We start from the raw sequence: 13,691 nt of genomic DNA on the forward strand, positions 1-13,691 counted from the left end.
GCTAGCCGGCAATAAACCCTACATTCGGCCATACAGTATTGCTTAATCAGCAACAGTAAACCGCCCTGATCACGCGGGAGCGGTAAACTACACTGTTAGGCATTCTCCAAGTTTCTATATAAAAAAATGGCTCGTACCCGCAGCACTACCGCCCCTCGCCTGAACCGCGATGCAACGCGCCTGGTCAGTCTGGCCCAGGCACTGAACCGCTCCGGCAGCCGGGTCGAGGATCTGTTCTGGGAGCAACAGCTGGCCGAGGCCATCGGCAAGCTGCTTCGCCCCGGCAGCGACGGTCCGCTGGAAGCGGCGCTGGACCATCTGGCGCAGCTTGACGTCGGCGCCTATGAAGTGCTGATCGAACAGGCTGAAACGCTTTCCGAGTCCATGAAAGTCGAGAAAAACGGCGTCATTCATGATGTGCTGCTGCTGGTCGCGCCGGTGGTGGCGTGGACCCGCTACGCGATCCCGACCGGGCCGATTCCCGCCGCTGCGCAACAGGCTCTGCTGGCACAGCTGCATGGCCATGTTCTGGCTGCCGATGCCCGCGTGGCGCTGCTGCCGCATCTGGTGAGCATCGACCAGATGCCGCGCACCTTCGCCGAGACCGCGCAGCTCATGCAGCGTCTGGCCGGCCAGGCGCTGGGCAGCACACCGGCGCGCGCGCTGGTCGACCCGGACATCGAAACCGCCAACATGCTGGCCGACACACGCTACCTGGTGGCCGCCGTGGCGGTGCCGGAGCATGGCCCGGTGTTCCGCTGGCAGGAGCAACCCGACGTCCCCGAAGCCAGCCGGGACGCCTGCCTCGCTCGCTGGGCCGAGCAGGTTCAGCCCACCCTGGCCACACTGCTGCCGGGCTGCGGCCTGGAATGCCTGTTGCCCGACGCCTATTACGTCAGCAACCGCGAGGCCGACCGCCGCGTACGTCCGCTGTCGCTGCTGGCAGCCGTGACCTGGCTGGAGGGCGCCACCAACCTGCCGGCCGGCCAGCTGCGCGCGGTAATCGCCGCCTGCGGCGAACAGCAGATCGAGGAATACCGTATCGGTTTCACGCCGCGCAACAGCAACGATGTCTACTATGGCTGCGTCTGGCCGGTCTATGGGCGCGAAGAAGAGGCGCCGCTCGAAGACGGCGCCAGCATCGATGTGGTCGATCAGATCGCTGCCCTGCTCAAGGAGTACGGCGTGACCGAGATCCGGCGCATCCCCGGCTGCCTGCAGCCGGAGTTCTGCGACGATTGCAGCGCCCCGTATTTCCCGGATCCGCTGGGTGTGCTGGTGCATGCCGAACTGCCGGAAGACGCGGAAACCGTGCCAGCAAAATTTCACTGAGCCCTGCATGCGCGCCGATATTTTCTGTCGCGTGGTCGACAACTACGGCGACATCGGCGTGTGCTGGCGCCTGGCCCGCCGTCTGCGGGAAGGCCACGGCTGGCAATTGCGTTTGTGGGTCGACGATCTGGAGGCGTTCGCGCGCCTGCAGCCGCAGGTCGATCCCGCCCTCGCGGCGCAGCAGCTCGGCGGCATCGAGATCCGCCGCTGGGATGACGCCGCAAGCGACGCCCCCGGCGAGATCGTGATCGAGGCCTTCGCCTGCGACCCCCCCGCCCGTTTCATGGCCGCCATGCGCGCACAGCCACAGCCGCCGGTCTGGATCAACCTGGAATACCTGAGCGCCGAAGACTGGGTCCAGGACTGCCACGGTCTGCCCTCGATGCGCCCCGATGGCCTGCGCAAGTATTTCTTCTTTCCAGGATTTACCGCCCGCACCGGCGGGCTGATCCGCGAGGCGGGGCTGACGCAGGCGCGCGATGGCTGGCAAGCGGATGCTGCCGCCCGGGCGGCCTTCCTGCGCGAGCTGGGCGTGGTGCGCGCACACCCGGACAGCCGGTTGGTGACGCTGTTCTGCTATCCCCATGCCCCCTACCTGGAGATGGCCCGGGCGCTGGCCAGCCGCCCCACCCTGCTGCTGGCGCCGCAGGGCGTGGCGCCCGGGCTCGAGGCCGCTGCGGGCGGCCTGCTGCAGATCGCCCGGATCCCCTTCGTGACCCAACCCGACTTTGATCGCCTGCTCTGGAGCGCAGATCTGAACTTCGTGCGCGGCGAAGACTCGTTCATCCGCGCCGCCTGGGCCGCCCGGCCTCTAGTCTGGCAGATCTACCCGCAAGACGACGACGTGCACCTGGACAAACTGCATGCCTGGCTGCAACACTACCCGGCGCCGCCTGCGGCACGCGAGCTGCAGCTGCGCTGGAATACCCCCCAGACACCGGCTGACTGGGCCGGCACGCTGTCTGCCGCCCTGGATGGCAGCCACTGGGCACAATGGCAGAACCAGGCCCGCCAATGGGACGCCGAACAGGCGGCACGCCCCGATTTAGGGGACAGCCTTGTGAAATTTTGCGCTGATATCATCAACTCGCGCTAGAATAGAAAGTTACCTCAGCGAGCCTGCCGAGCCGCCCGCGGCAAATCTCGCAACACCGCTTGATTCTTTTCTGCCTCCCGGGGCGCGCGGCATGGGCAGATACCGCAGCGCGCAGCAACGGCGAGCGCGCATTTACCCCCGGAGTTTTAATCGATGAAAACCGCTCAGGAACTGCGAGTCGGCAACGTAGTGATGGTCGGCAAGGATCCGCAAGTGGTCCAGAAGACCGAATACAACAAGTCCGGCCGCAACGCCGCCGTCGTCAAGCTGAAGTTCAAGAACCTGCTGACGGGTTCGGCCAGCGAATCGGTCTACAAGGCTGACGAAAAGTTCGACATCATCATGCTCGACCGCAAGGAGTGCACCTACTCCTATTTCGCCGACCCGATGTATGTCTTCATGGACGGCGAGTACAACCAGTACGAAATCGAGGCCGAGAGCATGGGCGACGCCCTGAACTACCTCGAAGAAGGCATGGAAGTCGAAGCCGTCTTCTATGAAGGCCGCGCCATTTCCGTCGAACTGCCGACCATCCTGGTCCGCGAGATCACCTACACCGAGCCCGCCGTGCGCGGCGACACCTCGGGCAAGGTGCTCAAGCCTGCCAAGATCAACACCGGCTTCGAGCTGCCCGTGCCGCTGTTCTGCGAAATCGGCGACAAGATCGAAATCGACACGCGTACCAACGAGTACCGCAGCCGCGTCAACTGAGCACCCACACGGGCCCCGTGCCCGTGACTGGCGCCTGACAAGGCCGACACGCCCGCCCCGAAAGGCGGGCGTGTCGTTTCCGGCGCTAGAAACGATGCCGCATGCCGACGGTCAGGAGCTCCCGGGCAAAGGGGCCGCCAAAGCGCCGGATGACATAGGCATAGAGGCTGGTACGTTTGGACAGGTCATACTGATAACCGGTGGCCACGCTGTAGAAATGCAGTACCGGCCCATACTGCAGCGCCATGCGCAGTTTGCCCGCGCCACCGACATCGATGCGCCCGCCCAGGGTGTAGGCGTGCCAGTAGCCCTTTTTGGCCGCCACGCCGCGGCTGATGCCATACAAGCGCCCCACCCCGATGCTCACGGCGTAGCCGTCGGGCTCGTAGGCAACCGTGGCCTGATAGTTGCGCGTCGGATGACGCGTCTCTTTGTCGCGGGGCAGCAAGCCATCGAGCGTCAAGGCTGCCGACCAGGGGCCGTTGGCGTACTGAACGCCGGCGGTAAAGAGATGATCCCGCCGCCGTTTCTTTTCGTCATCGTTGTCGCGCACGCCGAAGCTGTAGCCGCCAGCCAGGGAGAACGAGCCGAGCTTGGGCGAGAAGTAGAAAACGCTGTTGTCCACCAGGGCCGCATAGCCGGTGTCGCCATAGCCGGCCGGCATGACCAGATCGCCGGCGCCACCCCAGCCGCCGTCGAAACCGGCATCCAGGCTGCCCCACTGCCCGCCCATCACGGCCTGGCGGCCCAGACGCAGCTCGCCGTAAGGCCCCTCTAGGCCGACGGAGGCCTCGCCATTGAAGCGCTGCCCATCCAGCAGGAGCTTGCCATTGCCCATGTTGAACAGCGTTTGCAGGGTGAATGAGGTTCGCCAGCCGCCGCCAAGTTCTTCTACGCCGCTCAGGGCAATATAGGAAGAAGAGCGCCCGCCACTCACGGTTCGCAGACGCCGGGAATCATCCGAGGTCGTGACCCGCAGCCCCATGTCGAGCGAACCTGACAGTTTCAGGCTGGAGGTGGCTGACCATACCGGGGTGCTGGCGCAGGCAATGAGCGTCGCCGCCCAGGCTGCGACATGGGAATTCCGCATGCTTGTCTCCTGATCGAAAGCAGGTCTCTTGAGGACCTGAGGAGATCAGTCTGCGTAGCCAGGACGCGGCGCTGCGGCGGAGAAAGAACTATCGGAAAAACGCCCGGGGCGGCTGCAATCGTCGATTGCAGCAAGGGCGAAAGAAACTACTGCAGTTGCTCGTCGTCGAGAAAGGCGGGCAGCGCCATGACCGCAATGCCATCCTCAGCCAGTTCGGCCCGCTCTTCGGGCGTCGCGACGCCGCGGATGGGTCGTTCGGCGGCCTCGCCATCATGGATGCGGCGTGCCTCGGCGGCAAAGGAAGCCCCCACGTTTTCCGTCTTGCGGACCAGCTCGCGCACCTTGCGCAGCACTTCGGCCTGCAATGCCATCGCCGGCGCCGACGCGGCGGGCGGCCCGCCCGCCGATGCGCGCGCCACCGTCTCAGGCGCCGGCGCGGGCTGACGCAGATGCGAGACATTCAGGCGCGGCGCGGACAAACGCTTGGTGATCTGCGCCGAGGCGCAGATCGGACAGCTCAGCAGGCCACGCGCCTGCTGAGCGTCGTAGTCGTCGTGCGACGAGAACCAGCCCTCGAAGACGTGGCCGTGCTCGCACTCCAGATCGAAAACTTTCAAAGCCATGGCAATTGGAGAAAAAACCGGGCGAAAACCGAATTCCGCCTGCGTCTGCTACGCCGACGCAGGCGGGCAGCCAGAGCATACCTCTACTGGCGGACGGGCGCGACCCGCCATCCCTGGCGTCAGGCCATCAGGCGCGTATGCACGCCCGGCAACCAGGCGGCCAGCCAGTCTTCGCGTGACGGCGCAGGCGGGTCGCGCAGCAGCCCTTCGATGCATTCATTCAAGGCCGCCATATCGTCCTGTGCGGGTGGAGCGCCGGCCGCGTGGGCGGACAGCGTACAGGCCAGCACAATCCCTTGCTGGGCGGCGATCTCCTGCGCATCAGGCCCGCAAGCCGGATCATAGCGATTGACCACCAGTCTGAGGGTGTGACGTGGCATCTGACCATCGAGCGCCTGCAACAACCCGACCAAGGCGCTTTGGGCTGCCGCGCTCTGGTCGGTGACCACCCAGGTTTCCTGGGCGCCGAATGCCAGGGGAGGAATACAGGGATGCGGTCCGATACCGCCGGCATCGATCACCAGCAAGCCGTAATGACGCCGCAGGCATTCGCTTACCCAGCGCGCCTCGTGCGGCGGCAAGGCCGGCCGCTGTGCGCCGGCAGGCAACCCCAGTGCGGCGATGCCGCCCGGCGTATGGTCCATGGCATTGGCCAGCAAAGCGCCGTCCATCTGCGGCAGGTCGTGCAACAACCGGGCACAGTCGTAGCCCGGACTCAGATCGAGATAACGCAGGCTGTCGTCCCGGGGCCAGCCAAGGTCCAACAGGCAGGCCCGCTCAGCCATGGGGCGCTGTACCGCCAGCCGGGTTTGCCCGGCGGTCCCGGCATGACCGTCCGCGCCTTCGCGGGGATAGCCCAACTGCTGCTGCGCCAAGCGCGCAGCCTGTACCGCCACCGTACTGGCTCCCGCGCCGGCCGTCGCGCCCAGCACCAGCAGGCTGCGCTGCAAGGCGCCCCCGCCCGGCCCGACGCCACGCTCATTGAGCAGGCGCCGCACCACGCCGCGGATTTCGGCCGGATCCCGCCTGGGATCGATGAAATCACGGACACCGGCACGCAGCGCCGCGACCGCGCCGTCGGGTTGGGACAGATCCCCTACCGCCACCCTCGGCAAGGAGGGCGAAAGGCCATGCAGCGCTTGCGCCAATGCCACGGCCTGGCCGAGCTGTTGCGCCTGCTGCCGGCCCATCGAAAAGTCCAGGAAGACCACGGCCGGCTCAAGCGCGGCCAGAAGCGACGCCAATGTGCGCTCGTCGGGAGGCTCGCGCCTGAGCCGCTCCTGCGCGCCCAGCCCCTGCGCGAGCAGGCGCTCCAGTTCGGGATCTACCGAGAGAAAAAGAAAATCCACCGCGCTGCTCTGCCCCCCTGCCCACTCTCTTGCGTGTGTTTCCATAGCGCTCACTGTGAGATAACCGGCATCTGCTGTGCCGTCATTCGGGCCCGGCGGCAACGCCACAGACGGCACGTTCCCCATCGCCTGCGCGCTGCACGACAGGCGCGTGTGCAGCGGCAGTACACAGCCCTTTTCCACAGCAGGCCATGTCCGGCCTGCGGCACTGCCACAATGTTGAACGATCGAGATTACCTGAATCTTTGCGATTCGCGGCTTCACGCCCCCCGGGTAATCCCGACGATTGGCACATGATGGCGTGAAATACTGCCGGAGATACCGGATTCACGGGATGCCCTGCCAGCCCCCTTCGGACTCTGCGAGCCGGCGCGAACCGGCTCTTGTGAGGCGGGCTCAGGTGCCGACGCTCAACCTCGGCACGGCATCCAGCAGTCTTTGCGTCAGAGGATGCTGAGGATGATGCAGAACGTCGGCGGCCGAGCCAAGCTCGACGATACGCCCCTCACCCATGACGGCGATGCGGTCGGCCAGATACTCCACCACGCCGAAATTGTGCGTGATGAAGAGATAGGCGATACCGAGCTCGACCTGCAGCTCACGCAGCAGGTCCAGGATCTGCGCCTGAACGGATACGTCGAGCGCTGAAGTCGGCTCATCGCAGATCAGCACCTTGGGCTCGACGGCCAGCGCCCGGGCAATGGCGATACGCTGACGCTGGCCGCCGGAGAACTCGTGCGGATAGCGCCGCACGGTGTCTTGCGGCAGACCGACGCGGCGCAACAGTTCTTCGGCGCGCGCACGGCGCTGTTCGGCGGACTGCGCAGGATGGAGCGAGGCGACGCCTTCGTCGAGGATGTCGCCGATCCGCATGCGCGGGTTCAGTGAAGCATAGGGATCCTGGAACACGATCTGGATCTGACGCCGCAGAGATTGCAGGCGCTGGCGGTTGGCCGTCAGCAGGTCGTCGCCGTCCAGGATGGCCCGCCCGGTGATGCGAGCGCCGTCCAGCAGGCGCAGCAGCGCCTTGCCGGTGGTGGTCTTGCCGCAACCGGACTCTCCAAGCAACGCAAGCGTTTCACCGGTGTGCAGCGTAAAGTCGACGCCATTGACTGCCGTGACCCACTCCTTGCCACGCCGCAACAGGCCCCGGCGCAGGGGGTAGCCCACGCAAAGCCCGCTGACTTCGAGCACGGGCGCCCCAGCCGCCGGCGGCTCTCCATCGGGCAGAATGGCCTGCCTGGAACCGGCGCCGGCCTCATTGGCCTGGCCAATGGCCGACAGCGGGCGCCCCCGCTTGTCGAAGGTCGGGATGGCTGCGAACAACTCCCGTGCATAGGGATGGCGCGGCGCGGCAAAGAAGGCCTCGGCGCTGTCGGCCTCGACGATTTCTCCATGGCGCATCAGGGCCACGTGATGCGCGGTCTGGCGCACGATGGCAAGGTCATGGGTGATGAGCAGCACCGCCATGCCCATCTCGCGCTGGATGTCGGCCAGCAGCGCCAGCACCTGGGCCTGCACGGTAACGTCGAGCGCGGTGGTGGGCTCGTCGGCGATCAGCAGGCGCGGCTCGGCCGCCAGGGCGATGGCGATCATGACGCGCTGCTTCTGCCCGCCCGAAAACTGGAAGGGATAATCATCGATGCGCCGCTCTGGCTCCGGAATGCCCACGCGCCGCAGCCATTCGATGGCCCGCTGACGCGCCGCCGCTCCCCGCAAGGCAGTGTGGGTGACGAGCGTCTCGCAGATCTGGTCGCCCACCCGCATGACGGGATTCAGACTGGTCGAGGGCTCCTGGAAGATGATCCCGATGCGCCCGCCGCGAACATCCCGCATCTGGCGCTCGGTGAGGGTGTTCAGGTCCTCGCCGGCCAGATCGACCTGGCCGCCCACAATGCGCCCGGCGTCAGGCAGCAGACGCAGCAAAGCCAGGGCCGTCATGCTCTTGCCGCTGCCCGACTCGCCCACCAGGGCGAAGGTCTGTCCTTGCTCGATGGCCAGGCTCAGGCGCCTGACCACCGGCGTGAGCCTGTCGTCGGCCTGCACCACCACGTCCAGATCGTGAACCTTGAGCATGCTCATCGGGCGCCTCCGGCAAGGGGTTTGAGCGAGGGCTTCAGGCGACGGCTGCGCGGATCGAAGGCATCGCGCACGCCGTCGGCAAACAGGTTGGCGGCCAGCACCAGGGTCACCAGGAAGATGAAGGCGCTCAACAGGTTCCACCAGATCATCGGGTCGCGCGACATTTCAAAGCGCGCGCTGTCGATCATGGAGCCGAAGGAATTCATGCTGGGATCCACGCCGATGCCAAGATAGGACAGCACCGCCTCGTAGAGCACCAGCCCGGAGAACTCCAGCACTGCCGTGATCAGGACGATGTGCATGACGTTGGGCAACAGGTGGCGCATCATGATGCGCCAGTGCGATACGCCAAATGCCCGCGCAGCCTGGACGTACTCTTGCTCGCGCAGCTTGAGGGTCTCGGCACGCAACAGACGGCACAGCCCGGACCAGCCGGTCAGGCCGAGAATCATGCACAGCAGAAACAGGCGTATATCGGCACGCGCGGCCGACGTATCAAAGTAGGCCGCATGCTTGTCGATGTAGACCTGCATCATGAGGATGCAGGCCGCCACCAGCAGCACCCCGGGGATGGACGTCAGGGTGGTGTAGATGTATTGGATGGCGTCGTCCACGCGCCCTTTGAAGTAGCCGGCCGCGATGCCGAAGCCGATGGCCGGCGGCAGCATGGCCAGCGTGGTGAGCGTGCCGATCACCAGCGCCGTGCGCACGCTCTTGAGTGCCTGCCAGAGCACGTCGTTGCCGGTGCGGTCGGTGCCCAGCACGTGGTAGCCGGTAGACAGCATGCCCAGCCCGCCCACGGCCAGGCAGAGCACCAGCAGGGTCAGCCACATGGCTCGCCAGGGGACATCGCTCCGGCCCCGCCACAGCTGCGCGGGCGCCACCCTGCCCGGGCCGCGACGACGCGCCAGCCAGAGGGTCAGGAGTGCTGCCGCCAGCAGGGCCACGACCAGCCCGCCGAGCAGACCCAGGATCAGCCGCTCAAGCACATCAGGCACGGTCTGGGTAGCGGGATCGGTGAGGTGAGCCCCGCCATGGACCAGGCGCGGGAACTCCCGCGTCACCACGCCCTGGGCGTCGACCACGCTTTCTTTGGTGAATTGGTAGGAAGCCAGCGGCGCGGAATAGGTTTTTTCGGGTTTGGCCAGCAACGAGGGCGCCAGCAGGGTATCCAGCAACGAACGCACCGCCGGCGCATAGATGGGCGGCGCGCCGGCCGGCGCGTTGGCCGCCGGCGGCAGGCGCGGCTGGTAGTGCACCGAATCCAGCAGGCCGATGCTGACGAAGCCCATCAGCAGCACCGCCGAACACATGGCGGCGCGGTCGCCGGCCACCCGACTCCAGGTGGCGCGCAGGGCCGGGCTGCGACGCACCCGCCAGATGTAGGCGAACACCGCCAGCACCATCAGGAAAAGGGCGACGTCTGTCCAGAGGAAGATGAATCTCGGCATGGCGGTCACTCGAAACGTACGCGGGGATCAGCCAGCGTGTAGGAGATATCGGCCAGGATCAGGCCCACGATGTACATCACCGATCCCAGGAACACCATGGCCCGCACGATGGAGAAATCCTGGGCGTTGATGGCGTCGATGGTGTAGCTGCCCAACCCCGGAATGCCGAAGAAGGACTCGGCGATCAGGCTGCCCATGAAAAGCAGCGGGATGGTGGCCACGGTACTGGTGAGGATGGGCAGCATGGCATTGCGCAGCACATGGCGAAACAGCACCAGCGATTCGCTCAGGCCCTTGGCCCGCGCCGTGCGCACATAGTCCTTGCCGATTTCTTCGAGGAAGACACTGCGGAAGAAGCGCGCCTCGGGGCCCAGCCGCGAGATCACCGCCACCAGCACCGGCAAGGCGAGAAAGGACACCATGTCCAGCCCTCCGGTAAAGCCCGAATAGGGCACCAGCCGCAGTATCTTGGCGAACAGCCACTGCCCCGCGATGATGTAGAACAGGCTGGAGATGGACAGCAGGATGACGCACAGCACCACCCCCCAGAAGTCCAGCCGGGTGGCCCGGAAGAACACCAGGGTCAACGAAAACGTGACACTGGCAAACAAGCCCAGAACAAACGCTGGCAGCGCCAGCGCCAGGCTGGGCCACATGCGGGTCTGGATTTCGCGACCGATGTCGCGCCCGCCATCCGAAGCGCCGAAATCCAACCGCAGCAAGGGCACCGAGCGCTGGTAGAACACCGTATCGGTATAGCGCTTGAGGCCATGCGCCTCATCGTTGTAGAAGAGCGGCTTGTCGTAGCCGCGCTCGGCCTTCCATTTGTCGATCGCGTCCTGGCTGGCGCGCTGGCCGCCAATGGCCAGCCGGGCCATGTCGTCGGGCGTGTTTACCGCGAAAAACAGCACGAAGGTCAGCAGGTTGACGCCGATGAGGATCAGCACGCCGTACATCAGGCGGCGCAGCACATAACGGATCATGATTTTCGCTCCTCGGTGCCAAAGGCCGTCTGGCGCTCACGGCGGCGCAACACGCGATAGGAAGGGATGATCACCAGCAGGATCAGCAGCGCCAACACGCCCAGCGGCCACCAGCGGGGCGTGTTCCAGGCATCGGTCTTGCGCACCCGCAGGCCGGGATCGACTTTCATGTATTGAAGCGAGTCTCGCACCATCTGGCTGGGTTTGGCGTTGCCCACCCATTGCTGATAGGCGCCGCCAGACATCGGAAAATAGCCGAACATCCAGACCGCATCGCGACGCACGACATCGGTCATGCGGGCAATGAGCTCGGCCTTCTGCGGGCCATCATCCAGGAAGCGCATCTGCTCGAAGAGCGCGTTGAATTCCGGGCTGTTGTAGTTGGCGGCGTTCTCGCCACCGTTCTTGGCCTTGGCATTGGGCCCATACAGCAGGAAAAGGAAGTTCTCGGCATCGGGGTAGTCGGCGTTCCAGCCCCAGAGAAAGAGCTGCGCCGATCCATTGCGCATCTTGTCCTGGAAGCGGTTGTAGTCGGTGGAGCGGACATCCATCTGGACATTGATCTTGGCCAGCTGGCGTCGCATCCAGTCAAACATGGGGCTGGCCCCTGCGCCCGACATGGCGTCGTAGTACAGCACCAGCGGCGCCCCGGTCTTGGCGTTGCGGCCGTTGGGATAGCCGGCTTCGGCCAGCAGCTTGCGGGCTGTTTCCACGGACTTGCGCCGGGGCTTGCCGTCCACGAGGTCATAGACCACGGGGTTGTAGCCGGCCGGCAAGGCTTCGTAGCCCAACACCCCCGGCGGCACCGGGCCATGCGCGACCTGCGCCTGGCCGTCCTGGAAGATATTCACGTACTCTTCCCAGTCGAAGGCGATACTGATGGCCTGCCGCAGCTTGCGGTTGCGCTCGGCCTGCTCGGGGGTGTCGCCCTGGCCGACGACCGGATCCAGCCAGTTGAAGCCCATGTAGTAGTTGGTGGTTTCCACGGTGGTGGGCAGATAGAAGCCACGCTCGCGGAAAAGCGCCGCCTTGTCGGGCGAGTCGGATGCGGCCACCAGCATGGCCACGCCATAATCACCGCGCTCGACCTGCGGCGCATCGTAGTAACCCTGCAGGAACTTTCCGTTCAGGGGCAGCGCCTCTTTTTCGATGCTGAAGACGATGCGATCGATGAAAGGAGTGGGCTTGCCGCAATCTGCCAGCAGCCCCAGCCGGGCATCGCCGACTTCGCCGGTGCAGGGATAGGGCCGTGGAAGGTAATTGGGGTTGCGCCCCAGCACATGGCGCCAGTTGGTGCGCGACTCGACCATCATGTAGGGGCCGGTGCCGACGGGCCAGGTATTGAGGGAAAGGTCGTGCTCGGCCATGCCGGGCTGGTTGTAGAAGCGGTCGACCTCCCAGGCGACGGGCGCCACGAAGGTCATCGCCAGCCAATACTTGAACTGGGGGTACTTGCCGATCACGCGGAAACGCAGACGATTCGGCCCAAGGGCCTGCACGCCGGTGAAACCATCGGCTTCGCGCAGATCGAGCCAGGGCAGGTCGCGCTGGTTTGGCGGCAGGCCGGCGCGCAGGGCCCGATCGCGTTCGCGCAGACGGTCGCCATACTCGCGCATGCCGACGACGTGTTCGGCCATCACGGAATAGATGGGTGAGACGATGCGCGGGCTGGCCAGCCGACGGATCGCGTAGACGTAGTCATCGGCCGTCAGGGCGCGGCTGCCGGTCAGGGGAAAGTCGGGGATGTTGTACTTGCCGTCGAGCTCGCCGGGCGTGATGGGATAGTAGGCGTAGCTGCCGTCGGGTTTGCGGGCAAAGGCCGGATGGGGCTGGAAACGGATGCCGTCGCGCAGATCGATGTCGTAGATGCTTTCGGCGACCTGTTCGCCCGGCGCGTCTGCCGGCAACACCTCGCCCTTGGCATCCAGGTAGACAGGCTCAACCACTTTCGTGGCCGTGCGTGGAATGAGCTGGTAGGGCCGCTTGAGGTAGTGATAGGCGTAGAGCGGTTCGTAGATGTTATAGGTATAGGGCGTTTCGTCGGCGGAATAGGAGCTGGCCGGATCCAGGAAGCGCGGAGAGCGCTTGGTGAACGCCGTGAAGAAAGCGTTCTCTGAAAGTTCGCCATCGGGGTAGGGACTGTTGATGGGAGACTCGCGCGAGCAGGCCGACAGGCCCGCCACCAGCAGTAAGACGCAAAGACAGCACAGTGCCCAGCGCCTCGACATGAGATCTGTTTTCATCAAGGCATTTCCCCGTATGGATCGCGGCAAAGAATAGCAAAGGCACCACCAATGTAATACTGCCGTTTGCCTGCTTAATGGCACTGCTGCTGCTTCCAGCAGTCATAGCGCCATTGCCAGGGAGCCCTGGCCCCGGACTGCGCCCACAGGCCGAGACCGGCCCGTTCGGCACGCGCCTGCAGGCCCCGCATCGCGCCGTCATTGAGATAGGCGCCCCGGCGGGCGGTGTAAGCCCAGGCGTGGCCGCTGGCGACCAGCTCGCGGTTGGCGGAACTGCCGCCCGGCAGCATCAGCGCGCAGACATCGCGTCCGTACTGGTCTTTCTCGTAACACTGCGCCTGCAGGGTCTTGCCGGCCACCAGCGCACTCAGCTGGCGGCGGGCAGCCTGCGCGAAGGGCTGGCCGGGCTGCTGCGGCCCATGGCCGCTTTCCGGGGCATCGATGCTGTCCAGACGGATCCGATGCCGCGCGCCGGCCGCCTGCAAGGTGACGGTATCGCCATCGGCAACGTCAACGATCTTGCCCTGCAGCACGTAACGCCCGGCAGGCACCGGCCCATCGGCCGTGCCGGGGCTGGTGACGATGCCGCCATCGGGCGCGCGCCCCGTGCCAAGCCAGCTGACCAGCCCCACCAGCATCAGCAGCGCCAGCAAAGCGGCTACGCGGGCACGGCCGCTGCGTGCCGGACGAAAAACGGAAAGAAGATTGCGCAAGAACACCTCGACGAAAAC

General features: G+C 65.6%; 11 protein-coding genes. 3 read left to right on the plus strand and 8 right to left on the minus strand.

What is annotated here, in order from left to right:
- Positions 1-126 precede the first annotated feature (126 nt).
- The 3 genes from A7V84_RS12360 (at position 127) to efp (ending at position 3,139) form a co-directional block, all read left to right on the plus strand.
- Positions 127-1,332, plus strand: coding sequence for a DUF2863 family protein (locus A7V84_RS12360; RefSeq protein ID WP_063491344.1), 1,206 nt, complete (start codon positions 127-129; stop codon positions 1,330-1,332).
- Positions 1,333-1,339: 7 nt separating this feature from the next.
- The gene (gene earP, locus A7V84_RS12365; RefSeq protein WP_063491345.1) at positions 1,340-2,428 is read left to right on the plus strand and encodes an elongation factor P maturation arginine rhamnosyltransferase EarP; all 1,089 of its coding nucleotides are present in this window, start codon (positions 1,340-1,342) and stop codon (positions 2,426-2,428) included.
- A gap of 153 nt (positions 2,429-2,581) precedes the next feature.
- A complete protein-coding gene (gene efp, locus A7V84_RS12370) occupies positions 2,582-3,139 on the plus strand; it encodes an elongation factor P (protein ID WP_025513409.1) in 558 nt (185 codons plus the stop codon).
- An 85-nt stretch (positions 3,140-3,224) separates the two neighbouring features.
- Here the strand turns inward: efp and A7V84_RS12375 are convergent, their stop codons facing one another.
- The 8 genes from A7V84_RS12375 to A7V84_RS12410 form a co-directional block, all read right to left on the minus strand.
- Positions 3,225-4,229: a porin gene (locus A7V84_RS12375; RefSeq protein WP_025513412.1), complete on the minus strand. Its 1,005-nt coding sequence runs from the start codon at positions 4,227-4,229 to the stop codon at positions 3,225-3,227.
- A 146-nt stretch (positions 4,230-4,375) separates the two neighbouring features.
- Positions 4,376-4,852, minus strand: a complete 477-nt coding sequence (locus A7V84_RS12380; protein WP_025513414.1) for a DUF1178 family protein — start codon at positions 4,850-4,852, stop codon at positions 4,376-4,378.
- A gap of 119 nt (positions 4,853-4,971) precedes the next feature.
- Positions 4,972-6,201 carry a P-loop NTPase family protein gene (locus A7V84_RS12385; protein WP_051348195.1) on the minus strand — a complete coding sequence of 410 codons (1,230 nt, stop codon included), beginning with the start codon at positions 6,199-6,201 and terminating at the stop codon, positions 4,972-4,974.
- A 396-nt stretch (positions 6,202-6,597) separates the two neighbouring features.
- Positions 6,598-8,283, minus strand: coding sequence for an ABC transporter ATP-binding protein (locus tag A7V84_RS12390; RefSeq protein ID WP_025513418.1), 1,686 nt, complete (start codon positions 8,281-8,283; stop codon positions 6,598-6,600).
- Complete coding sequence (locus A7V84_RS12395) at positions 8,280-9,734, minus strand: ABC transporter permease (RefSeq protein WP_170283349.1); 1,455 nt, start codon at positions 9,732-9,734, stop codon at positions 8,280-8,282. Before A7V84_RS12395 ends, A7V84_RS12390 begins: the two co-directional genes overlap by 4 nt.
- Positions 9,735-9,739: 5 nt before the next feature.
- On the minus strand, positions 9,740-10,717 hold the full coding sequence (locus A7V84_RS12400) for an ABC transporter permease (RefSeq protein WP_025513423.1): 978 nt from the start codon (positions 10,715-10,717) through the stop codon (positions 9,740-9,742).
- On the minus strand, positions 10,714-12,945 hold the full coding sequence (locus A7V84_RS12405) for an ABC transporter substrate-binding protein (protein WP_063491346.1): 2,232 nt from the start codon (positions 12,943-12,945) through the stop codon (positions 10,714-10,716). Before A7V84_RS12405 ends, A7V84_RS12400 begins: the two co-directional genes overlap by 4 nt.
- 89 nt (positions 12,946-13,034) lie before the next feature.
- Positions 13,035-13,673, minus strand: coding sequence for a thermonuclease family protein (locus tag A7V84_RS12410; protein ID WP_231940108.1), 639 nt, complete (start codon positions 13,671-13,673; stop codon positions 13,035-13,037).
- Between the last annotated feature and the right edge of the window lie 18 nt (positions 13,674-13,691).

Source organism: Bordetella trematum, from assembly GCF_900078335.1.
Taxonomy (GTDB): Bacteria; Pseudomonadota; Gammaproteobacteria; order Burkholderiales; family Burkholderiaceae_B; genus Bordetella; species Bordetella trematum.

What these genes read in the sequence shown, in the direction of transcription:
- A7V84_RS12395 (WP_170283349.1), bottom strand. Translation starts at nt 9,734, where the DNA reads ATGCCGAGATTCATCTTCCTCTGGACAGACGTCGCCCTTTTCCTGATG.
- A7V84_RS12390 (WP_025513418.1), bottom strand. Translation starts at nt 8,283, where the DNA reads ATGAGCATGCTCAAGGTTCACGATCTGGACGTGGTGGTGCAGGCCGAC.
- A7V84_RS12405 (WP_063491346.1), bottom strand. Translation starts at nt 12,945, where the DNA reads ATGTCGAGGCGCTGGGCACTGTGCTGTCTTTGCGTCTTACTGCTGGTG.
- A7V84_RS12360 (WP_063491344.1), top strand. Translation starts at nt 127, where the DNA reads ATGGCTCGTACCCGCAGCACTACCGCCCCTCGCCTGAACCGCGATGCA.
- A7V84_RS12380 (WP_025513414.1), bottom strand. Translation starts at nt 4,852, where the DNA reads ATGGCTTTGAAAGTTTTCGATCTGGAGTGCGAGCACGGCCACGTCTTC.
- A7V84_RS12375 (WP_025513412.1), bottom strand. Translation starts at nt 4,229, where the DNA reads ATGCGGAATTCCCATGTCGCAGCCTGGGCGGCGACGCTCATTGCCTGC.
- efp (WP_025513409.1), top strand. Translation starts at nt 2,582, where the DNA reads ATGAAAACCGCTCAGGAACTGCGAGTCGGCAACGTAGTGATGGTCGGC.
- A7V84_RS12400 (WP_025513423.1), bottom strand. Translation starts at nt 10,717, where the DNA reads ATGATCCGTTATGTGCTGCGCCGCCTGATGTACGGCGTGCTGATCCTC.
- earP (WP_063491345.1), top strand. Translation starts at nt 1,340, where the DNA reads ATGCGCGCCGATATTTTCTGTCGCGTGGTCGACAACTACGGCGACATC.